The organism is Bradyrhizobium sp. WCU1, from assembly GCF_053474805.1.
This window is the reverse complement of sequence record NZ_CM130280.1, coordinates 1,133,553-1,153,987: the sequence shown is the minus strand read 5'-3', so window position 1 is coordinate 1,153,987 and position 20,435 is coordinate 1,133,553. Positions and strand designations below refer to the sequence as shown.

At 63.4% G+C, this 20,435-nt stretch carries 19 protein-coding genes and 1 pseudogene; 10 read left to right on the top strand and 10 right to left on the bottom strand.

The window, feature by feature from the left end:
• Positions 1-18 precede the first annotated feature (18 nt).
• The 4 genes from paaK (at position 19) to ACTUWL_RS05255 (ending at position 5,249) form a co-directional block, all read left to right on the top strand.
• Positions 19-1,347, top strand: coding sequence for a phenylacetate--CoA ligase PaaK (paaK, locus tag ACTUWL_RS05270; RefSeq protein ID WP_021076226.1), 1,329 nt, complete (start codon positions 19-21; stop codon positions 1,345-1,347).
• 36 nt (positions 1,348-1,383) lie between these two features.
• Positions 1,384-2,814 (top strand): indoleacetamide hydrolase, encoded by a 1,431-nt coding sequence (gene iaaH, locus ACTUWL_RS05265; protein WP_021076225.1) that lies wholly within the window; start codon positions 1,384-1,386, stop codon positions 2,812-2,814.
• A gap of 102 nt (positions 2,815-2,916) precedes the next feature.
• On the top strand, positions 2,917-3,951 hold the full coding sequence (locus ACTUWL_RS05260; protein ID WP_373011147.1) for a quinone oxidoreductase family protein: 1,035 nt from the start codon (positions 2,917-2,919) through the stop codon (positions 3,949-3,951).
• A gap of 242 nt (positions 3,952-4,193) precedes the next feature.
• Positions 4,194-5,249, top strand: coding sequence for a YeeE/YedE family protein (locus tag ACTUWL_RS05255; protein WP_021076223.1), 1,056 nt, complete (start codon positions 4,194-4,196; stop codon positions 5,247-5,249).
• Between the two features lie 229 nt (positions 5,250-5,478).
• Here the strand turns inward: ACTUWL_RS05255 and ACTUWL_RS05250 are convergent, their stop codons facing one another.
• The 3 genes from ACTUWL_RS05250 to ACTUWL_RS05240 all read right to left on the bottom strand — a co-directional run bounded on the left by ACTUWL_RS05250 (position 5,479) and on the right by ACTUWL_RS05240 (position 7,960).
• Entirely contained in the window at positions 5,479-6,501 is a 1,023-nt protein-coding gene (locus ACTUWL_RS05250; protein WP_021076222.1) for a DUF1254 domain-containing protein, read from the bottom strand.
• A 12-nt stretch (positions 6,502-6,513) separates the two neighbouring features.
• On the bottom strand, positions 6,514-7,470 hold the full coding sequence (gene bla / locus ACTUWL_RS05245) for a subclass B3 metallo-beta-lactamase (RefSeq protein WP_021076221.1): 957 nt from the start codon (positions 7,468-7,470) through the stop codon (positions 6,514-6,516).
• Between the two features lie 244 nt (positions 7,471-7,714).
• Positions 7,715-7,960 (bottom strand): hypothetical protein, encoded by a 246-nt coding sequence (locus ACTUWL_RS05240; RefSeq protein WP_035649629.1) that lies wholly within the window; start codon positions 7,958-7,960, stop codon positions 7,715-7,717.
• A gap of 377 nt (positions 7,961-8,337) precedes the next feature.
• On the opposite strand from ACTUWL_RS05240, the gene ACTUWL_RS05235 reads away from it, so the two are divergent.
• The 3 genes from ACTUWL_RS05235 to ACTUWL_RS05225 all read left to right on the top strand — a co-directional run bounded on the left by ACTUWL_RS05235 (position 8,338) and on the right by ACTUWL_RS05225 (position 10,598).
• On the top strand, positions 8,338-8,580 hold the full coding sequence (locus tag ACTUWL_RS05235) for a hypothetical protein (protein ID WP_035649628.1): 243 nt from the start codon (positions 8,338-8,340) through the stop codon (positions 8,578-8,580).
• 1,067 nt (positions 8,581-9,647) lie between these two features.
• Positions 9,648-9,860, top strand: a complete 213-nt coding sequence (locus tag ACTUWL_RS05230) for a cold-shock protein (RefSeq protein WP_021076220.1) — start codon at positions 9,648-9,650, stop codon at positions 9,858-9,860.
• Between the two features lie 498 nt (positions 9,861-10,358).
• Entirely contained in the window at positions 10,359-10,598 is a 240-nt protein-coding gene (locus ACTUWL_RS05225) for a hypothetical protein (protein WP_021076219.1), read from the top strand.
• Positions 10,599-10,894: 296 nt separating this feature from the next.
• Here the strand turns inward: ACTUWL_RS05225 and ACTUWL_RS05220 are convergent, their stop codons facing one another.
• The gene (locus ACTUWL_RS05220) at positions 10,895-11,794 is read right to left on the bottom strand and encodes a DMT family transporter (protein ID WP_021076217.1); all 900 of its coding nucleotides are present in this window, start codon (positions 11,792-11,794) and stop codon (positions 10,895-10,897) included.
• Positions 11,795-11,883: 89 nt separating this feature from the next.
• Between ACTUWL_RS05220 and pdxR the strand changes: the two genes are divergently transcribed.
• Positions 11,884-13,341, top strand: a complete 1,458-nt coding sequence (pdxR, locus tag ACTUWL_RS05215; protein ID WP_021076216.1) for a MocR-like pyridoxine biosynthesis transcription factor PdxR — start codon at positions 11,884-11,886, stop codon at positions 13,339-13,341.
• A gap of 147 nt (positions 13,342-13,488) precedes the next feature.
• Here pdxR and ACTUWL_RS05210 read toward each other — a convergent pair whose 3' ends face one another.
• From ACTUWL_RS05210 to ACTUWL_RS05190, 5 genes are all read right to left on the bottom strand, one after another.
• Entirely contained in the window at positions 13,489-14,709 is a 1,221-nt protein-coding gene (locus ACTUWL_RS05210) for a bifunctional alpha/beta hydrolase/OsmC family protein (RefSeq protein ID WP_021076215.1), read from the bottom strand.
• Between the two features lie 28 nt (positions 14,710-14,737).
• Positions 14,738-15,400, bottom strand: a complete 663-nt coding sequence (locus ACTUWL_RS05205) for a sulfite oxidase-like oxidoreductase (protein ID WP_021076214.1) — start codon at positions 15,398-15,400, stop codon at positions 14,738-14,740.
• Between the two features lie 12 nt (positions 15,401-15,412).
• Positions 15,413-16,735 carry an MFS transporter gene (locus tag ACTUWL_RS05200; protein ID WP_021076213.1) on the bottom strand — a complete coding sequence of 441 codons (1,323 nt, stop codon included), beginning with the start codon at positions 16,733-16,735 and terminating at the stop codon, positions 15,413-15,415.
• A gap of 85 nt (positions 16,736-16,820) precedes the next feature.
• Entirely contained in the window at positions 16,821-18,047 is a 1,227-nt protein-coding gene (locus ACTUWL_RS05195) for a cytochrome P450 (protein ID WP_021076212.1), read from the bottom strand.
• A 73-nt stretch (positions 18,048-18,120) separates the two neighbouring features.
• Positions 18,121-18,327, bottom strand: a complete 207-nt coding sequence (locus ACTUWL_RS05190) for a ferredoxin (protein ID WP_016842874.1) — start codon at positions 18,325-18,327, stop codon at positions 18,121-18,123.
• Between the two features lie 278 nt (positions 18,328-18,605).
• Between ACTUWL_RS05190 and ACTUWL_RS05185 the strand changes: the two are divergent.
• Positions 18,606-18,824 (top strand): annotated as a pseudogene (locus tag ACTUWL_RS05185) (SDR family oxidoreductase); the annotation flags it as partial.
• Positions 18,825-19,004: 180 nt separating this feature from the next.
• Positions 19,005-19,454, top strand: coding sequence for a c-type cytochrome (locus ACTUWL_RS05180; protein WP_021076210.1), 450 nt, complete (start codon positions 19,005-19,007; stop codon positions 19,452-19,454).
• Positions 19,455-19,666: 212 nt separating this feature from the next.
• Here the strand turns inward: ACTUWL_RS05180 and ACTUWL_RS05175 are convergent, their stop codons facing one another.
• Positions 19,667-20,422 (bottom strand): CBS domain-containing protein, encoded by a 756-nt coding sequence (locus tag ACTUWL_RS05175; protein WP_021076209.1) that lies wholly within the window; start codon positions 20,420-20,422, stop codon positions 19,667-19,669.
• Positions 20,423-20,435 lie beyond the last annotated feature (13 nt).

Genomic DNA, 20,435 nt, shown 5'->3' with positions numbered 1-20,435 from the left:
GTTTCGGGGGAAACGTCGATGGCGGCAAAGCTCAGGGTTGCGGATAGCGGTTATCACGCCGAGCTCGATGCGGCCGAACGCGCCTCGCGCGACGAGATCACGGCGTTGCAGACCAGGCGGCTCGCCTGGTCGCTCAAGCACGCCTATGACAATGTCGCGCACTACAAGAAAAGCTTCGAGGCCGCGGGCGTGCACCCCACGGACTTCAAGCAGCTGTCCGATCTCGCCAAATTTCCATTCACGGTGAAGACCGACCTGCGCGATAATTACCCCTTCAACATGTTCGCGGTACCGCGCGAGCAGCTGGTGCGGGTCCATGCCTCCTCGGGCACGACGGGCAAGCCGATCGTGGTCGGCTACACCAAGGCTGATATCGACACATGGGCCGATGTGATGGCGCGCTCGATCCGCGCCGCCGGCGGCCGCAGCGGCATGCTGATGCACAATGCCTATGGCTACGGCCTGTTCACCGGCGGTCTCGGCGCGCATTACGGCGCCGAGCGGCTCGGCTGCACCGTGATCCCGATCTCCGGCGGCATGACCGAGCGGCAGGTGCAGCTGATCAACGATTTCAAGCCCGACATCATCACGGTGACGCCGAGCTACATGCTGGCGATCCTCGACGAGTTCAAGCGCCAGGGCCTCGACCCGCGCAAATCGTCGCTGAGGTTCGGCATCTTCGGCGCCGAGCCCTGGACCAACGCGATGCGTGTCGAGATCGAGCAGGCCTTCGACATGGACGCGTCAGACATCTATGGCCTGTCGGAAGTGATCGGCCCGGGCGTCGCGCAGGAATGCGTGGAGACCAAGGACGGCCTGCACATCTGGGAGGATCACTTCTATCCGGAGGTGATCGATCCCCTGACAGGCAAGGTGCTGCCCGACGGCGAAAAGGGCGAACTGGTGTTCACCTCGCTGACCAAGGAAGGGTTTCCGATCATCCGCTACCGCACCCGCGATTTGACGCGGCTGTTGCCCGGCACGGCGCGGCCCGGCATGCGGCGGATGGAGAAGGTCACCGGCCGCTCCGACGACATGATCATCCTGCGCGGCGTCAACGTGTTCCCGACCCAGATTGAAGAAGTTCTGCTGGCGACCGATTGGTGCGGCGGCCATTTCGTCATCGAGCTGACCCGCGAGGGCCGCATGGACGAGATGACGGTGCTCGCCGAAGCCCGGCCCGAGAGCTGGGACGGCGAGGGGCTCACCGCGCATGCCGAGAAGGTATCTGCCTTCATCAAGAACACGATCGGCATTTCCACCCGCGTCCGCGTCGTCGCGCCCGAGACGTTGGAGCGTTCGCTCGGCAAGGCGAAACGGGTTTACGACAAGCGGCCTAAAGAATAGCCTCTCGCCCGCAATCCAGGAGGGCGCGGGATTTCCATGGCCGATACCAGTGAGACAACCGCTGCGGAGATCGTGGCCCATATAAGCAGCGGCAAGGTGACCGCAGTCAGCGTCGTCGAGGCGGCGCTCGATCGCGCGGAGCGGCTCAAGCATCTCAACGCCTTCATCGTGCTGAACCGCGACGGCGCACTGGCCGCGGCGCGCGAGGTCGATGCGGGGAAGCGCACCGGCGTGCTGGCCGGGCTTCCGATCGTCGTGAAGGACAACATCAACACGTCGAACCTGCCGACGTCGGGCGGCACACCGGCGCTGCAACATGCGCGGCCGGCGCGCAACGCACCGTCGCTGCAAAAGCTGCTCGACGCCGGCGCCGTCGTCATCGGCAAGACCAATCTGCACGAGCTCGCCTTCGGCATCACCAGCACCAATCTCGCACCCTTCGCCGGACCGGTGCGCAATCCCTACGACACCAACCGGATCCCGGGCGGCTCGTCGGGCGGAACGTCGGCGGCGATCGCTGCGCGGATCACGACCTGCGGCCTCGGATCGGACACCGGCGGTTCGACCCGCGTGCCCGCGGCGCTGACCGGGACCGTGGGTCTCCGGCCGTCGGTCGGCAATGGCGGCGCCGAGCGGCGCTACCACGACGACAACCAGGTGGTTCCGATCAGCCATACCCGCGACACCGTCGGCCCGATGGGCCGCACCGTCGCCGATGTCGCGCTGCTCGATGCCGTGATCACGGGCGCGCCGCAGGCCGCAGCCATTCCATTGCGTGGCGTGCGTCTCGGCGTTCCCGCCTGTTTCTGGAGCGGGCTCGATCGCGATGTCGAAGCCGTCGCCCGTGCAGCCTGCACGCGGCTCACCGCCAATGGCGCGGTGCTGGTCGACGTCGATATGCCCGGCCTGTTCGAGCAGAACGACAAGGTGTCCTTCGTCGTCGCGCTGCACGAGCCGATCGCCGATATCCCGGCTTGGCTCGCCGCCTCCGGGATCGAGGGGATCGCGCTGTCCGACATCGCGGCCGCCGTCGCCAGTCCCGATGTCGTCGGTGCCTTCGGTGCGATCACGGCGGACGCCTTCGGCGCTGCCTATGACGATGCGATCAAGGCGCAGCGGCCGGCGCTGCAGGCGATCTTTGCCGCGTATCTCGGGAACAACAAACTAGATGCCATCCTGTTTCCGACCACGATCGCGCCCGCGCCGCTCATCGACGAAAAGGCCGGATCCGGCGAGATGTCGGTCAATGGCGGCGAGCCGGTGCCGACCTTCGGCACCATGATCCGCAACACCGATCCCGGCAGCAATGCCGGGCTTCCCGGGTTGTCACTCTACGCCGGCATGACGCCCGGCGGCCTGCCGGTCGGGCTCGAGCTCGATGGTCCGGTCGGCAGCGATACAAGACTGCTCGGGCTTGGCCTGTCGATCGAGGCGATCCTCGGCACGGCGCCGCCGCCGAGGCTCTGAACCGTCGGTCTCAACAAGCCCCTTGAATTGATCGGTCAGTCGATTAGTCATGACGAGAGGCCACCCGGCCGCCGCCATCCGCGCGCGTTTGCAGCGTGCTTCATGACCAAGACTGGACTGCTCATGCCGCCGGCCCCGCAAGCAAACCGTCATCCCATCGATGCCCGCTGCGTCCGCCTGCTGACGAAGGCGGAGAACGCGGCGGCGGTGGCGCCGGTGGTGGAGACCCATGCACTTTCGCGCGGCGACAACGACGTCCTGATCGAGGTGAAGGCGGCGGCGGTCAATCCGTCGGACGTCAAGGCCGCGACCGGGCTGATGCCCTATGCCGTCTTCCCGCGCACCTCCGGCCGCGATTACGCCGGCGTCGTGATCGACGGACCGCCGGGCTTGATCGGGCGCGAGGTGTTCGGCTCGTCCGGCGACCTCGGCATCCGCCGCGACGGTACCCACGCCACGCATCTGGTGGTCGAGGCCGATGCCGCGGTGGACAAGCCCGCCGGCATTTCCTGGGACGAAGCCGCCGGGATCGGCGTGCCCTTTGTCACCGCGATGGAAGGCCTGCGCCGCGCCGGTCTGCCGAAGCCGGGCGAGACCGTGCTGGTGATGGGCGTCAACGGCAAGGTTGGCCAGGCCGCGGTGCAGATCGCGAGCTGGCGCGGCGCGCGCGTGATCGGCGTGGTGCGCAGGAGCGAGCCCTATGAGGGCCATAGCAATGCGCCGGTCGAGGTGATCGATGCCTCTGCCATTGATGTCGCGGCGCAAGTGCGCGAGTTGACCGGCGGCAAGGGCGCCGACATCGTCTACAACACGGTCGGCGATCCCTATTTCCAGGCCGCGCACCAATCGCTGGCGCTGCGCGGCCGCCAGATCCTGATCGCGGCGGTCGACCGCATCGTGCAGTTCAACATCCTCGAATTCTACCGCGGCCAGCATACCTATGTCGGCATCGACACGCTCGCATTCTCGTCGGTCGCGACCGGCGAGGTGCTGCGCGAGCTCGCGCCCGGATTTGCCAGCGGACATCTCAAGCCGTTTCCGATCAAGCCAAGTGCGATCTATCCGCTGGAACAGGCCAAGGCGGCGTTCGTTGCCGTGGCCGGCTCGTCGCGCGACCGCGTGATCCTGCGGCCATGATGACGGGATAAACTGAAGCATGATGAGATTAGGTTTGATCTGGAGCGGCGGCGGAAGTTCACCTCTCCCTTGGGAGAGGTCGGCGCGTAGCGCCGGGTGAGGGGTTACGCTCTCTCGTTGGAGCAGCGGCCCCTCACCCGATTTGCTGCGCAAATCGACCTCTCCCCAATGGGGAGAGGTAAACCCAGCCTGCGGACCCGTTTCAACCCAAACTCATCCCGGTCTAGGATCAAGAGAACAGTATGGACCCCGCAACGATCGTCATCCTCGCCGCCCTGATCATCGGCCTGATCTATGGCTCGGTCGGGCTCGTCAGCGGCTTCTGCATGATGAGCGGGCTGCGCGGCTGGTGGGCCGAGGGCGACGGCCGGCTGGTGCGCACTTACGCGCTGGCGATGGGGATTGCGATCGCGGCCTCGCAACTGCTCGCGGCGGCGGGCCTCGTCGATCTCGGCAAGTCGATCTATCTGCAGCCCTCGTTCTCGGCGCCGGTCATCTTCCTCGGCGGGCTCTTGTTCGGCTACGGCATGGTGCTGTCGAACGGCTGCGGCTCGCGGGCCTTGGTTCTGCTCGGACGCGGCAATCTCCGTTCCTTCGTGGTCGTGATCGTGCTCGGCATCGTCGCCGAGATGACGCTGAAGGGCCTGATCGCGCCTGCGCGCATCGCGATGGTGCAGGCGTCGCAGGCCACGGTCTCAGCCAACTCGGTGCCGGCGCTGCTGGCAGGCAGCGGCCTCGGCGCGGTGCCGGCGCGAATGGTCGCGGCCGCGGTGCTGTCGGCCATCCTGATCATCTTCGCCTTTGCCCATGTCCCGTTCCGCAAGTCGCCGGGCCAGATCGCGGCCGGCCTGATCGTGGGCCTGCTGGTGGCGGGGGGCTGGTACGCGACCGGCTATCTCGGCGCCGATGATTTCAATCCGGTGCCGGTGACGTCGCTGACCTTCATCGCGCCGATCGCCGACGCGCTGCAATACGTCATGCTGTCGACCGGCTCGACGCTCAATTTCGGCATCGTCACCGTGTTCGGCGTGTTCGCCGGCAGCCTGGTCACGGCGCTCGCCACCGGGCGTTTCAAGCTCGAAGGCTACCGCTCGCCGCAGCACATGCTGCGCTCGGCAGGTGGTGCCGTGCTAATGGGCGCGGGGGGCGTGATGGCGTTCGGCTGCTCGGTCGGGCAGGGGCTGACCGGCCTGTCGACGCTGTCGCTGTCGTCGTTCATCGCCATCGCCGGCATCATGCTCGGCACCGCCGCCGGCCTGCGCGGCGCGCTGCGGGTCAGGCCGCTTGCAACGGCCTGAGGCTGAAAGAGCGATGATCTCCGCGCAAACGCGTTCTGCGTTTGTCGCGAGGGAAAACTGCTTCGACTTTTCCGGATCATGCTTTGGAGCATGATGAGATTAGGGCGTATACGTATAAATCTCAATCGGGTACCCGCGTGCGGGATTGTGAGATTCCGGATTGCCGTCAAAAAGCTGACATTGAAGATGCCCGAGTGAATGTCCGCTAAGGGCCCAATACGCGACGTTACTAAGATGCCGGTTGCGCCGCCGGCAGTTTCCAACTTCCCTCAAGTATCTCTTTGCGTGGCCTGTATAGCCGCATCGTGAAATTCCAACCCTCGACGATCTGCAGACAGTTCGGCGTATCCTTGCCGCAGCCGCCGAACTGGATGGTGTAGACCCCGGCTCCATCCGCCTTGGTGGTCAGGTTGTTGAGAGAATATGCGCCGAATTCGTTCTTCTCGAAGAAGCCTTGGCCGTTGTAGACGCTAATGGACCAGAAGCCGTCCACCGGAACATCCTTGAGCGTCAGGCGATAGACCGTCTTGCCGTCGTTCTTCGGCGGGAAGACGCTTTGGTAGTCGGCGGCATAGCGCGGGTTGCCGCCCCAGCCGATGGCTGTGCCGATCAGATGGTCAATCGGATCGACCTCATCCTTCCGTCCGAAACGGTCGACCGTCCCGCCGAGCGACCCCAAGCTCTCGAGCGCGGCCCTGGCCTTGGTCTGCGACGTCAGGTCCCAATTCGGCACCTCGAACTTGCCGGCGCTTGCCTGCCGCACCTCGATTGCGTCCTGCATAGCATTCGCGGCCTTCACGTCCTGCGGGTCCTCGGGATTGGCCAACGTGCGGACGATGACGTAGACGTAGCGAGTACCGACCTTGTTCTTGTCGTAGGTGAAGGTGCCGGGGCCGTACACCACCTCGGTCGTGTAGTGATCCTGCGAGATCACCTGCATCGACATGAAACGCTTGCCGGCGTCCGGCAGCTTGATCGTGAGCGGGGCCGCATCGAGATCGAACACGCCATGCGAGTACAGGGTGTCGCGGTTCATCCGGACCACGTCCTGCTTGTCGATCGAGGCCATTTCGCGCCGGTGCGTGAGCTTGCCGAACGAAGCGTCGTCGACCGCGGCCTTCCGGAAGTAGAGGTCGCTCTCCGCGCGGACGAAGTTGTGGGCGTTGACCGCGGTGGGTTTGGCATCCTGAGCGATTGCCGCAGATGCGGACATCAGCATAAGGGCAAATACCAGACGGGCCGCCGATTTCATCGCCATAACTCCCTACTTCGCGGCTGCCTTGGGGGCGCCCAGCTCCTCGTCGACCTCGTCCTCGAACGCGCGCTTCTTCCCTGCGACAAAGCGCCTGTAGCCCTCCGGGTCGATCCAGGCCTTCACGCCCTCGGTCTCCGCCCGCTTCCGCTTGCCTTCGAGGTCGTAATACTCGTTGTGCTGAGCGAGCCATATGTCCGGCTTGATCATCTCGAGCGCGTGGTGGGTGTTGCGGTAGTCGTCCTCGATGCCGGGGTACGAAGGGTCCTTCGCCACGCGGTAGCCGGGGTTGAACCCGGCGCCGTCGGGGAAGGCCACGATATAGGCCTTGCCGTCGACGACCAGGTTGGCGATCCAGGTGGTCGCTCCCCGCGTGTGGCCCGGCGTGTGATAGGCAGTAAGCAGGACGTCGCCCATCCTGATCTGGTCGCCATCGCGCAGCACCCGATCGACCTTCACGCCTTCGTAGGCGAAGTCGTTCGCGTACTTGAAATCGTCCTTGTCGCCGCTCTCCATCGCCGCGACATCGTCCTTCATGACGGCCAACTGCGCCCCCGTCAGCTTCTTCATGAAGGCGAAGGCGCCCGCATGATCGATGTGTGCGTGGCCGTTGATCATCAACTTGATATCTTCGGGCTTGAATCCGAGCTTCCGGATCGAGTCCACGATCATCGGACCGGAGGACGGCATTCCAGTGTTCATCAGGACGTGGCCCTCGGATGTGGTGAACAGGAAAACCCCCAACCCCTTTGTGCCCACGAAGTAGATCGGCCCGACGATCCTGACGGGTTCGGCCGGCTCTTCCCACTTCAGCACCTTTTTTGCCAAAGAGATGAAGAGATTATTGTCGTTCGCAAGTTGCTCCTTCGTTGGCAGATTACTAGGAGGAAGCGTTTGTGCCATTGCATGCGCTGGTGCGAGAACGGCAGTAGCGATCAGAATTGCACCAATTCGAATTGGCGAAGCCATTTTCAACTCCACGGAATTGGTCATCTAGTTGGTTAAGCATAAGCTGAAAAATAGCCAATGGAAGGTGCTGTGGAAACTGTAGCGGTAGAAACCCGCTGATCGTTTGTCGGCTCAGGGGCCACAAGCGGCGGTCGAGGGAAGCAGGACCCCGCGTCCGATCCACCCGCATAGCCGACATCGCAATAGCCTCAGCCTTGTTCGGCCTGGAGTAGGTAGCAGACGCCGCGCGCCCACCGAGGATGCCTTACTCTGGAGCGATCCTGTAAACATCGCCGGGTTCAAGGTTGAGTTCCTCGAACATCCTTTGCTGCTTTTCCGTGAGAACAGCTGGTACAACTTCCGCCGTCCAGCCTTCGGGAACAGCCGCAAGGACCAGCGTCAGGGCCTGATTTGGCTTGGCCAAGGCTAACCACATCTGCCTCGTCGGCCGCGGCGCGTCGTCTGAGGTCACCTCAACGAGAGTGAACGAATTGCCGAAAGACTCTGCCATCACCGGCCAATGCTGCAGCGCGTCGCTAGTTGCTAGTTCGGGGCGGTGGGACGGGCCCGCCAATCAACCTGTAGGTTGGAACCCAAGCGGCGTTCCACGATTCTATCGTCGCGCCGCAAACCGAGCATTCGAAGCTGCCGACCCAGGGCCATCGCCTCGGTTCGGCTATAGACCGCGCCACATCGACAGGATCGGTTATAAGAATCGAGCATGCCAATTTATGCGCCCAAAAGGCGAAGCAGCCACTGCGAAAATCGAACTAGGCCGCTGAGGCTGGAATAGCCTGTAACCGACGTGTGGGGTGTCCGCCTTGCTCCCAATTCGGCATGTGGTTACGCTCCACAGTGAGCTCAATTCGGTGCTGGCAAAGACTTCATATGCTAACGAAGACCCGCGAGTACATTGATTTTTGGATCGAGAATAGCGTTCACGCTGCGGAAGAATACGGGACACCAGGCGCTTCCCAAAGCGTGGACGTACTGGTTGAGCGGCTCGTTGATGGCGCCAAGAATCAAAACATCACGCGAGAGGCCATCGAGAAGAAGGTTGGTGATCTAGAACAGTACATTGAGGGAAAGCTCGCGGCTGCCAACCGGATCGAGCGGGATCGCCGCAAATAACATCGACTTGCACCTGAGCTCCAGCCACGAAGTCTCTTCTGTCTTAGCTCCGATCACGAAGGCACTGCGGGAATAGCCATGGCAATGCGAGAGGAAATAAAGCGAGTGCCGCAACACCAGGTATGTCGCAACAGCTCTACTCAACACTGCTAGTGTTGGGCGAGTCTCTCGAGAAGAAAGCCGACAGACAAATGGCAGATGAACGCTGATCGCTTAAGGGGAAAGAACATCCCGGAATAAGACTTTAAAACGCCTCACCGGCCGGCCTTGCCCCCGACCTCTCGCGCTATCCGCTCCGCTCTGAGACGTCTGTGGTTTTCTTGGAACTCTGGATCGGCCTGACTGTCTGCAATCCTTTGCCGCGCACCGTTTGGGTTTTGCGCCTTGCGGTCCGCCTCGTCGGCTACCTGCTGCTGGGCGGAGCGTTTCCGTTCGGTCATTGCTCGATTCCTTGCACTCATCGATCAGGGCCGTATCGCCCTGCGAAGATATTTGGAGGAAGGAGTCATCAAGTCACTTCGCGTAACCTTGGGATCGGAGCCACGCGATCCGACGCTCTCCATTCATCCAATCGTCAATTTCCGTCTTGCTTGTGAAACCCTTGATTTCTCGGGGTTCTGCGCCTGCGTACTCGGCGATGATAGCCCAGTCGCCTTCAGAGTTACGGACTGGTTTGAAACTCACTTTTACCTTTGCCATGCCGAACTATGCAGCAAAGTGCGCAAAAAGTGAAGCTCGCGGAAGCATTTGGAGCCGCCGGCCCGACCGACGCTTTGTCCTTTTGCTGTGCAGAGGAGGAGCCGCCATATTTCCGGGCACCAAGGTCCATCAATTACCATGTTCGGAGCAAACCACCACTCTTGTGAAAAGCGCTATTGGATTTCTTATTGTACTCTCTCAACCGTTGGTGTAGTCTCTCAAGCATCGATACTGGCCGAACAACTGTTCCGCTTTCGCCTCAGTTCCTGACGGCGCGCACGTTTCAGACATTCTCCAACATCGACGAACTCGGACACTGGCCGCAACTCTGCGCGTCAGATCCTGCGCGTATACGAAAGGACGACCTGATGAACACAGGTACAGTGAAGTGGTTTAACAGCCAAAAAGGCTTCGGCTTTATTCAGCCGTCAAACGGCAGCAGCGACGTTTTTGTTCACATCAGCGCGGTCGAACGCGCCGGCATGGGCACTCTCAGCGAAGGTCAGACGGTGTCTTATGACGTCGTCGCAGACCGTCGTACGGGCAAGTCCGCCGCTGACAATCTTCGTGCTGCTGCTTAAGTAAGAGTACGACAGACCTGTCGCTCTCGCCACGGATGTACTGGCAGAGCTTGTGGTCATGCCCCGTTCCCAAATCTTTGGGGGCGGGGTTTTTGATGGAATCCAGTCAAAGCAATACCCAAGTAAGCTCGTCGGTGGCTTCCCGTCAAAATCATTGCGCGTAGTTGCCGAGAGAAGAGCCGACAATTTGGCCTGAACTGCAATCGTCAAGCCAACCTAAGCATGACGTTAATACTAGCGGCAGCCTCAGATCGCTGGACCGCTGACACGTAGTTTCGATCCCTGGCGAAAGACAGCAAAGACTGTTCGAAGAGCTGAACCACGAGCGATGCATGCAGACTGCGGAGTTACCTCCGCTGCCAGGGATGCCTTTCCTGTTTATTTCGCTGCCTCGCCCAATGCGACCTTTCCAAACTCTTCAAGAACCCTTTCGAGAGTGGATTGGGCGGCCGTGCAATTCGACAGACGTGGTAAGTTAAGAGCAAAGCAGGAGATCAAATGAGCATTGTAAAGCGGCATCTGGCCGAGCAGGAAGAGCGGCTGGTCTTAGTCGAGGAAATCTGCATCGATATAGGAGCACTCGTCTTGGATACCGCTACCGACGAAGTCTACTTTTCTGCAGATGAAGAGGCTTACAGGAACGCCTACGTCGCTGTGTTTCAAGCGTGGGCGAAGGGTACCATCAAGGGCACCGCTGAACAGATATTCGACGCTACAAAATCTATACTCGAGGATTAGCGAACCCGCCAAGGCAAAAATGGTCCGCACGTGAGCGCGTCAGGCTCCGGAAGCAAGGGGGTGCATTCCAGCCCCGTTGGAGCAGCAGAAACCGTGAGGTAAACACATGTCCTATGCGTATAAGCTCAATGAAGACGTTCGCCACCAACCGCAGGGCGACAAGGACGTACGGGAACTGAACCGCCTGCGAATTACACCATCGTACAGCAAATGCCCGTCGAATCCGACGGACGGGTAAGGTACCGCATTAAGTGTAAGTCCGAGGTCAAACCGTCTCAACTTAACTTCGTCCTGCTCTAGGCCCGCGCCGGCGCATCCGCGAGCGAGCTCAGCGCGATGCCGCCGACGATCAGGGCCGCGGCGATCGCCAGCGAGAGATCGATCGGTTCGCCGAGCAGCAGCGCCGCGGTCAGGATACCGACGATCGGGGTCCCCGTCGTGCCGAGCGAGGTGGTCAGCGCCGGCAGGCTCTTGTTGACGACAGACATCGCCCAATAGGCCAGCGCCGTGCCGATGAAGCCGGAATAGAGGAACAGCAGCACGAGGTGCGGCGACCATGTCACCGTGGGCACGCCCTCGGTGACCAGCGCCGTGATGGTCAGCACCAGCGTTGCGACCAGCACCTGCCACAGCAGGAGCTGCAACGGCGTCGCGATCCAGCGGTGCGACCGGATATAGATGATGTTGGCGGCCCAGCAGATCGCGGCGAGGATGATCATGCCGGCGCCGGCGATCACGTGCAGATTGCTCCAGTCCAAGGATGCCGGGTTGAGGATGACGCAGAGCCCGGCGAGCCCCGACGCGACGCCGACGAGTTTCAGTGCGCCGAGCCGCTCGGTTCGCGCGGCGCCGGCGGCGAGCGCGACCCAGAGCGGCGTGGTGTAGCCCAGCACGATGCCCTTGCTGGCCGGCAGATAGCGCAGGCCGGCGGCGACGAGCGTCGAGAAGAACGTCATGTGCAGCAGCGCCACGCTGAGCACGACCGGCACATCGGCGATCCGCGGAATGATCAGATTGCCGCTGGCGCGCAGGATCACCAGCAGCGCGACCAGGGCGACCCAGCTGCGGATCGATGCAGTCCACAGCGGCGGCACCGCCTCGACCAGCGATTTCGTCACCGACCAGTTGATGCCCCACGCCAGCACCACGACGATGAACAGGGCGGCGGCCTTGGCAGGGGAGAGTGACTGGTCCACGACAGAATCCTTGCGGGCGATACCCCCTGTGAATAGGATCAGGCTGGCTCTCTCGAAAGAGCCAGATTGGATAGAACCAAGGAGCCAGATTGATCCTCGCCGAACTGCTCGACCTGAAGCGGACTGACGATGCCGGGTTGACTGCGCAGCTGACCCAGCAGATGCGTGCGCTGATGGCAAGCGGCCGGATCAGGAGCGGCGCTGTGCTGCCGTCGAGCCGCACGCTGTCGGCCGAGCTCGACGTGTCGCGCAACACGGTGACGCACGCCTATGAGCAGCTCGCGGCCGAGGGCTATCTGCGTGTCGCCGCGCGGCGGCGGCCGGTGGTATCAGACGATATCGAGGCGCGCTTCGCCAAGCCTGTAGCTGCGCCGCGGCGCGAGACGGTCCGCAAACCGCTATTGTCGCCCTGGGCCTTGCAGCTCTCCGACACGGATTGGCCGCTGTCGTACCAGGCGAAGTTCCGGCCGCTGCGTTCCGGGCTGGCGGATGCGCGCGAATTTCCGCACGAGATCTGGGCGCGCTGCCTGCGCCGCAGCGCGCTGCGCCGCCGCTTCAACGACCAGACCGTCGTCAACCGGCCGAGCCTGCGCGAGGCCTTGCGCGATTACCTCGAGGTGAGCCGCGGCGTGCACGCCGAGGCAGATCATATCCTGATCCTGCCGGCCGCGCAGGCGGCGCTGACGTTGATCGCCGCGACCGTCATCGCGCCCGGCGATGCGGTGTGGACCGAGGATCCCGGTTATCCCGGCGCCGCGGCGGCGTTTCGCGCGGCAGGTGCCGACGTCGTCGGCGTCAGGCTCGATCCATGGGGCATGATGCGGATGCGCGAGGCGCGTGCGCCGAAGCTCATCTTCACGACGCCGTCGCATCAACACCCGACCGGGCGGGTGATGCCGGTTGCACGCCGCACCGAACTGCTCGCGGCGGCCGAGCCCGGCAAGACCTGGATCGTCGAGGACGATTACGACGGCGAGTTTCATTATGACAGCCGTCCGATGCCGGCGCTGCAGGGGCTCGATCGTGAGGGCCGCGTGCTCTATCTCGGCACGTTTGCAAAAGCGATGACCGCCGACATCCGGATCGGCTATCTGGTGGTGCCGCCATCATTGGCGCAGACGATGGAGATCGCGCAGCGCCACCTCGGATTGATCGCGTCCGTCCACGTTCAGGAGGCATTGACCGACTTCATGGCCGACGGGCATTTCCTGGCGCATGTCAGGCGGATGCGGCGGATCTACCGCGCGCGCCGCGACCATCTCGCCGCAGCGTTGGCGCGGCAGCTTGCGCCGGTGCTCACCGCCGAGGTCCCGCCGGGCGGAATGCAACTGATCGCCCGTTTCAAGGATGGCGCCGCGGACCAGAATGCGGTCTCGCGGCTGGTGGCCGCCGGCGTCGAGGTGCGCGCGCTGTCGAGCCTCGCGCTGCAGCGGCCGCGCGACCACGGCCTGTTGCTCGGCTTTGCCGCCTGGCGCGAAAACGAGATCGGCGCCGCGGTGCGGACCATGGCGAACTGCCTGACCGGCAAGCGGGCGGCGCGTGGGTAGACGGCGAGGGATGTTCGCGCAAATTCGGAATATTAGAAATATACTGCTGAGTTGCCCGACGTGTCAAGCGACCTTGTCGAACGCCGGCGGCCGCCGGCCGCCGGCTCCTTTGCATGGGGTTGTTTTCGATATTTTGTCCGCGCAGGCTCACTCCGCCGCCTTGGTGACGATCCGCACCTCCGACGTCAGCGTCTTGTGCACCGGGCATTTGTCGGCGATCTCCATCAACCGCTTGCGCTGGTCGGCATCGAGGTTGCCCTCGATCCTGATGACGCGCTCGATCTGGTCGAGCATGCCCTCGCGCGTCTCGCATTCCTCGCAATCCTTGGCGTAGATCTTGTTGTGCTGGAGCGTCACGGTGATGCGATCGACCGGCAGCGACTTGCGGTCGGCATACATCCGCATCGTCATCGAGGTGCAGGCGCCGAGCCCGGTGAGCAGGAAGTCGTACGGTCCGGGACCGCTGTCATCGCCGCCGACGCTGACCGGCTCGTCGGCGGTCAACCGGTGCGGACCGGTGGTGACGATCTGCTGGAACTTGCCGTTGCGGGTCTCCTGCACCACGACGTTGCGCGGCGCGCTGCCGGTGTCGGCCGCGGGCTGAGCCGCGAGATCGACATAGCGTTCCGCCCAGGCCCCGATCACGTCGGCGACATAGGCGGCGTCCTGCTTGCCGCTCAGGAGATGATCGGCGCCCGCAAGCGAGACGAAGCTCTTCGGGTGCTTGGCCGCGATGAAGATGTTGGTGGCGTTGTCGATGCTGACGGTATCGTCGGTCGGCGAGTGCATGATCAGCAGCGCCTTGTGCAGCGTCTTGACCTGCGCCATCAGTTTCTGCTCGGCGACGTCGTCGAGGAATTCGCGTTTGATGCGGAACGGGCGGCCGGCGAGCGACACTTCGCCTTCGCCCTGCGCGCGGATGTCCTCGATCCGGTCCTTGAAGAGATGCGTGACATGGACCGGATCGGACGGCGCGGCGATGGTGGCGACCGCCTTCGCCTCGGGGATCCGGCCTGCGGCCGCGAGGATCGCGGCGCCGCCGAGGCTGTGGCCGATCAGGATCGCCGGCGCCTTGCGCGTTTCGCGCAGATGATCGGCGGCGCGGACCAGGTCGGCAACGTTCGACGAGAAGGTCGAGTTGGCGAAATCGCCTTCGCTCGAGCCGAGGCCGGTGAAGTCGAAGCGCAGCGTGGCAATGCCCTTGGCGGCAAGCGCTGTCGCGATGCGCTTCGCCGCCAGTACATCCTTGCCGCAGGTGAAGCAATGCGCGAACAGCGCATAGGCCTTGATCGGGCCATCCGGCGTATCAAGTGCTGCGGCCAGTTGATGGCCGCCCACACCGGTGAATTGAAAGCGTTCATGCGGCACGGGCAGGCTCCATCATTATTGGTGGCTGTCAGTCGCCAGAATAGCGCTGTTCGGCCCAGGGATCACCGCGATTGTGATAGCCGCGCTCCTCCCAGAAGCCCGGCGCGTCATCGGTCAGGAATTCGATGCGCTGCAGCCATTTGGCGCTCTTCCAGAAATAGAGATGCGGCACCACCAGCCGCACCGGACCGCCATGCTCCTGCTCCAGCGGCTGGCCCGACCAGCTATGGGCCAGCAGCGCGTCCTCGGCGGCAAAGTCCTCGAGCGGCAGGTTCGTCGTATAGCCGTCATAGGAATGCAGCACCACGAAGCGCGCGTCCTCGCGCGGCTGGCACACCGCGAGCAGGTCGCGGGTCGCGAGCCCCTCCCACTGGTTGTCGTAGCGCGACCAGGTGGTGACGCAGTGGATGTCGGAGACGAATTGGGTCTGCGGCTGCGCCGTGAATTGCGGCCAGTCCCAGTAGATCGTCTGCTCGACCGCGCCGTAGACGTCGAGCCGCCAGCGCTCCCGCGTGACGTTCGGCAGCAGCCCGAGATCGAGCACCGGCCAGTCCTTGGTCAGATGCTGTCCCGGCGGCAGGCGCTGGTCCTCCGGCCGGGTGATCCTGCCGGTCAGGAATTTGCCTTCGCGCGCCCAGCGCTGCTTGCTGCGGGTCAGCTTGCTCTCGGGCGGGTCGGTGTCGTTGCTCATGGCGTCGGGCCGTCATTCGTGGCGATGCATCGCGGATTCGTGCTTGGTGTCGCGCATTGTCGAGTAGATCAACAGCGACAGGAAGATCATGCCGCTGAGATAATAATAGAACCAGTCCTCGTGCCCGATGCTCTTGAAATAGAGCGCGACCGCGGGCGCGGTACCGCCGAAGATCGACACCGTGATGGCGTAGGGCAGGCCGACGCCGAGCGCGCGGACGTTAGTCGGGAACAGTTCGGCCTTCACGATCGCATTGATCGAGGTGTAGCCGGCGACGAAGATCCAGGCGCCGCAGATCAGCAGGAAGGCGATGAACGGCGACTTGGTGTCCTTCAGCGCGGTCAGGATGGGGACAGTGGCGATGGTGCCGACAACGCCGAAGAAGATCAACAGCGGCTTGCGGCCGATGCGGTCGGACAGCGCGCCATAGATCGGCTGCAGGAAGGTTGCGAAGATCAGCGAGCCGAAGATCACGAAGGTGGTCTGGTCCTCGGTGAGGCCGACCGAGAGCTTCACGAAGGTCTGCATGTAGGTGGTGAAAGTATAGAACGCCGCGGTGCCGCCGGCGGTGAGGCCGACCACCAGCAGCAATTCGCGGGGATAGTTCAGCAGGCCGACGATCGAGCCGGTCGGCTTGGAGACTTTCTTGGCCTCTTCGAACGCTTCGGTCTCGTGCAGGCCGCGCCGCATCACCGCGGCGAAGATCGCGAGCAGGGCACCGATTACGAATGGAATCCGCCAGCCCCAGGCCTTCAGCTCGTCCGGGGTCAGGAACACTTTTTGCAGCAACAGGAGCACGATGATCGCAGTGAGCTGGCCGCCGATCAGCGTGACGTACTGGAAGCTCGAGTAGAAGCCGCGATGCTTGGGATCGGCGACCTCGCTGAGATAGGTGGCGCTGGCACCGTATTCGCCGCCGAGGCTCAGGCCTTCGATGACGCGGGCGAGCGCCAGGATCGCCGGCGCCGCAAGGCCGATCGTGGCATAGGTCGGCGTCACCGCGATGATCAGCGAGCCGAAGCACATGCAGACCACCGACAAGGTCAACGACAGCCGCCGGCCGTAGCGGTCGGCGATGAAGCCGAACAGCCAGCCGCCGAGCGGGCGCATCAGGAAGGTCGCGGCGAACAGCACCGCTGCATTGAGCTGCTGCACCACCGGGTCGCTGTGCGGGAAGAACGCCGGCGCGAAATACAGCGCGAACGCGGTGTAGGCGTAGAAGTCGTACCACTCGACGAGATTGCCGACCGAACCGATGAAGATCGCCTTCACCCGCCGCTCGACGTCATGGATGTCGAGATGATCGCTCGCGGGTTGAGCGGTTTGTTCGGACATTGGCAGGCCTCCCCGGATTCTCTGGCTCGATTCCGGGGCAACCTATCCCATTTGCGTGCTGCGATGTAACTGCTGTCCTGTCCCTTTAGGCGTTCTTGCCGAACAGGATGGGCAATTGACGCGGGCCGCGCACTGTGCCTTCCGACCAGGTGACCTTGCCGGCCGGGTCGAGGCGGAAGTCCGGAATCCGCTTCAGCCATTCCTCGACCGCCACCTGCATCTCCATCCGCGCCAGGTTGGAACCGACGCAGCGGTGGATGCCGAGGCCGAAGGCGGCGTGGCGGTTCTCCTTGCGGTCGATCACCACCTTGTCCGCATCAGGGAACATGGCCGGGTCGCGGTTGGCCGCCGGGAAGGACAGCAGCACCATGTTGCCGGCCTTCACCGGGCAGCCGGAGATCGTGGTCTCCTTTATCACCTCGCGCGCCATCGTGACCGGCGAATAGGCGCGCAGGAATTCCTCGATCGCGGTCGGGATCAGCGCCGGCTCCGCAATCAGGCGCTCCCTATCGGCCGGCGTCCTGGCGAGATGCCAGAGCGAGGAGCCGATTGCGCTCCAGGTGGTGTCGATGCCGGCGATCAGCAGCAGCCGCAGCGAGCCGAGCACGTGCTCGTCGGTGAGCGGCTGCCCGCCGGGGCCCTTGGCCCGCAGCAGCTGCGAGATCAGGTCGTCGCCCGGCTCGCGCTTGCGTTGCTCGAGATGGGCCATGAAATAGCCGGTCATCTCGCGGACGCCGTTCATCATCTCCTCTTCGCTCTTGATGCCGAGCTCGAGGATCTGGTGGATCCATTTGATGAAGAGGTCGCCGTCCTTCTCGGGGATTCCCAGCATGTGCGCGATGGCGCGCACCGGGATGTGCTTGGTGTAGCGCGCTGCGGCATCGCAACTTCCATCGGCGATGAACTCGTCGATCAGCTCGTTGCAGATCGCGCGCACCCGCGGCTCCAGCCGCTTCATCGCGTCCGGCGTGAACGGCGGCAGCAGCACCTGCTTGGCGGGCTTGTGCTCAGGTGGGTCGGAGGTGATCGGCGGCGCGCGGGCGGTGATTTCGGGGCGGACGTCGCGCACGATGACGCGGCGCGAGGAGAAGTGCTCGGTGTCGTAGGCGATCTCCTTCACCGCCTGATAGGTGGTCGGCATGTAGCAGCCGAGGAAGCGCTCGGTGTGCACCACGGGCGAGGCCGCGCGCAGCGTTTCCCAGATCGGGAACGGGTCGTCGGTCCAGACCGGATCGGTATGGTCGAAATCATGGACCCAGTCGGTGACCGGGGGATGCTCGGGCAGATAGCTTGCGGACGGGGAATCGGACATCGGCTCGTTTCCTTCTCGTTCGATCAGACGCGGGTCGGCGCAACGGGAGGCGCGCGGCCGTCCCTGCCGGCTGCTATTCCTCGGTGACTTCGATCGCGATTTCCGGGCAGTTGGTCTGCGCGAGCCAGGCCTTGTCCTCGAGCCCGGCCGGGACGGTCCCGTCGCCGACCTCATGGGCGTTGCCGTATTCGTCGAGCTCGAACAGTTCGGGGGCGAGCGATTTGCAGCGGGCGTGACCCTGGCATTTGTCCTGGTCGACGCGGATTCTGAGCTTGGACATGCAAGCACTCTCCCCTCGGCTCTGGCGCGCTGAAACGCGCCGGGTTCCTCGTTCTACATGATGCAAGTTCTAGCTTGCTTGGGCGGCCGGAATGCCGGCTCACCAAGTTATAGCATATTACATTATCGTCCCGCTTTGCCGTCAAGCGAAAATTCGCGGTAGACCACGGCGTATCCGGCGACGGCCGCGCCATAGGATGGCAGATGCCGCAGGGAGAAGCGATTCCTCTAATGCGCCGTCGGCGTCGGTGCAGTAAGCGGCCCCCAGGCGGCGAGGGCGGCGGCCGCGGCATCACTGTCAATATCGTCCATCCCGGCTCCACCACCACCGACATGAACCCGGCTAATGGCGAGCAAGCCGAGGCGCAACGCGCGCGCACGGCTATCAAGCGCTACGGCAAGGCCGACGACCTCGCTGCTCTGGTCGCGTTTGTTGCCGGTCCCGAAGCCGGCTCGATCAATGGCGCCGGTCTCACCGTTGACGGTGGCGTCAACGCCCGACGAGTTGCTCGCCGCGGCGACGAGCGCGCTCGTTGCCGCGGCGTTGCGCACGCAGTTGCCAAGGAGCCGGCTGGCTGGTTGCGCCGCAAGGTACGCACGCAAGGTCTGTTGATCTGCGTCAAGCTGAAGGAAACCCAACAAAGCTAGACAGATTCATCCGAAAACCGGGGGCGCACCATGGTGACCCGTTGCCTTAAGTCGCTGATGTTTGCCGGTCTGACCGCTGCTTTCGCTGCGCCCGTTCACGCTGAAGACGCCGATGTCGGCAAGGCAGAATTTCACGCGTCGTGCGCAAACTGCCATGGCGTGGATGGAAAGGGTAAGGGACCGGTCAGCGAATTGCTGAAGGTGCCGCCGGCCGATCTGACGACCTTGACCAAGAGCAACAACGGTGTCTTTCCGACCAGTGCGGTCTATCAAAGCATAGACGGACGGAAGAAAATTTCCGCTCACGGTCCGCATGAGATGCCGATCTGGGGGGAACGATTCAACCCCATCGTGAACGTGCCTCACACCGTCGATCCGGCCTACGATGCGCTCGATCCATCGCGGGAATTGCGGGAGGTCGTTGTGCGAACGCGCATCCTCGCCGTGATCGATTATTTGAACCGCATCCAGCAGAAGTAGCGGCCAAGGGCGATCCGGATAGCCGTCTTGCCGCGGCCGCAGGTGGCAGCCCGATCGCTCGCGGCCACATACGCATGAAGGCGGACGCGTCCCTGATTGATCCTCATCAAGGCCACTGCAAGCCACGGCGCTACTGGTCTTGCAGACGCCGCAATCTATCCTGCTGGCAACCGAACGCCGAGTCCGGCGGCGCGAGGCAGGCGCTATTGGCTCTACAAGGGCCGATCATCCTCTGTCGAAGGCTCTTCCTGCAATGAGACGAAGTCGCCGCCGCCATAATCGTCTTCCGGCGGTGGGTAAGCGATCTTCGTCAGAAGGTCTTCGACCCGCTTCACACCCGCAACGTTCTCGGCCGCGACGGTCGCAGCCTTGCGCGCATTGTCGCTGCGGATGTCGCCGCGCAAGCTGACGATCCCGTCTTGAACGCTGACGTTCAGCGCCGCGGGCCGCCAGGGCGCATGTGCGAGTGCTGCAATCACCGCCGCGCGAATCTGATCGTCGTTGACGGAAGCGGAGAGCCGTTCGAGACGAAGGTCCGCGATCGCGGTCATGAAGTCCGTGCGCGTCACCATCCCGACCAGGCTTTTGTCGCGCATGACCGGAAACCGCGTGACGCCGTGCGATTCCATGAGTTGAACGACTTGCTCAAGCGGCATGTTCTCGTCGACGGTGATCGGATCGGGCGACATGATCTCATTAACCTTGCGGCCATGCTGGCGGGCGAAGTCGAGTGCGACTTGGCTCGTGCCTGCGAGCACGGCCAGCCAGCGGCCGCGACGCTTCTCCGTTCCAAGTTCGACGCGCCGAATGAAATCTCCGTCCGACAGCATGCCGATGAGCGTGCCATTCCGATCGGTGACGGGAAGGCCACCGATGTGGTGGGACAGCATCGTCCTGATGGCGTCGCTCACCGGTGCATCGGCATCGATCGTGATGACGTTCCGTGACATGATCTCCCTTACGCGCACGGCGTAGATCCTC

Bases quoted from the DNA above. Each gene is read 5' to 3' on its own strand.
- paaK (WP_021076226.1), top strand. From the start codon at position 19: ATGGCGGCAAAGCTCAGGGTTGCGGATAGCGGTTATCACGCCGAGCTC.
- iaaH (WP_021076225.1), top strand. From the start codon at position 1,384: ATGGCCGATACCAGTGAGACAACCGCTGCGGAGATCGTGGCCCATATA.
- ACTUWL_RS05260 (WP_373011147.1), top strand. From the start codon at position 2,917: ATGACCAAGACTGGACTGCTCATGCCGCCGGCCCCGCAAGCAAACCGT.
- ACTUWL_RS05255 (WP_021076223.1), top strand. From the start codon at position 4,194: ATGGACCCCGCAACGATCGTCATCCTCGCCGCCCTGATCATCGGCCTG.
- ACTUWL_RS05250 (WP_021076222.1), bottom strand. From the start codon at position 6,501: ATGAAATCGGCGGCCCGTCTGGTATTTGCCCTTATGCTGATGTCCGCA.
- bla (WP_021076221.1), bottom strand. From the start codon at position 7,470: ATGGCTTCGCCAATTCGAATTGGTGCAATTCTGATCGCTACTGCCGTT.
- ACTUWL_RS05240 (WP_035649629.1), bottom strand. From the start codon at position 7,960: ATGGCAGAGTCTTTCGGCAATTCGTTCACTCTCGTTGAGGTGACCTCA.
- ACTUWL_RS05235 (WP_035649628.1), top strand. From the start codon at position 8,338: ATGCTAACGAAGACCCGCGAGTACATTGATTTTTGGATCGAGAATAGC.
- ACTUWL_RS05230 (WP_021076220.1), top strand. From the start codon at position 9,648: ATGAACACAGGTACAGTGAAGTGGTTTAACAGCCAAAAAGGCTTCGGC.
- ACTUWL_RS05225 (WP_021076219.1), top strand. From the start codon at position 10,359: ATGAGCATTGTAAAGCGGCATCTGGCCGAGCAGGAAGAGCGGCTGGTC.
- ACTUWL_RS05205 (WP_021076214.1), bottom strand. From the start codon at position 15,400: ATGAGCAACGACACCGACCCGCCCGAGAGCAAGCTGACCCGCAGCAAG.
- ACTUWL_RS05200 (WP_021076213.1), bottom strand. From the start codon at position 16,735: ATGTCCGAACAAACCGCTCAACCCGCGAGCGATCATCTCGACATCCAT.
- ACTUWL_RS05195 (WP_021076212.1), bottom strand. From the start codon at position 18,047: ATGTCCGATTCCCCGTCCGCAAGCTATCTGCCCGAGCATCCCCCGGTC.
- ACTUWL_RS05190 (WP_016842874.1), bottom strand. From the start codon at position 18,327: ATGTCCAAGCTCAGAATCCGCGTCGACCAGGACAAATGCCAGGGTCAC.
- ACTUWL_RS05180 (WP_021076210.1), top strand. From the start codon at position 19,005: ATGGTGACCCGTTGCCTTAAGTCGCTGATGTTTGCCGGTCTGACCGCT.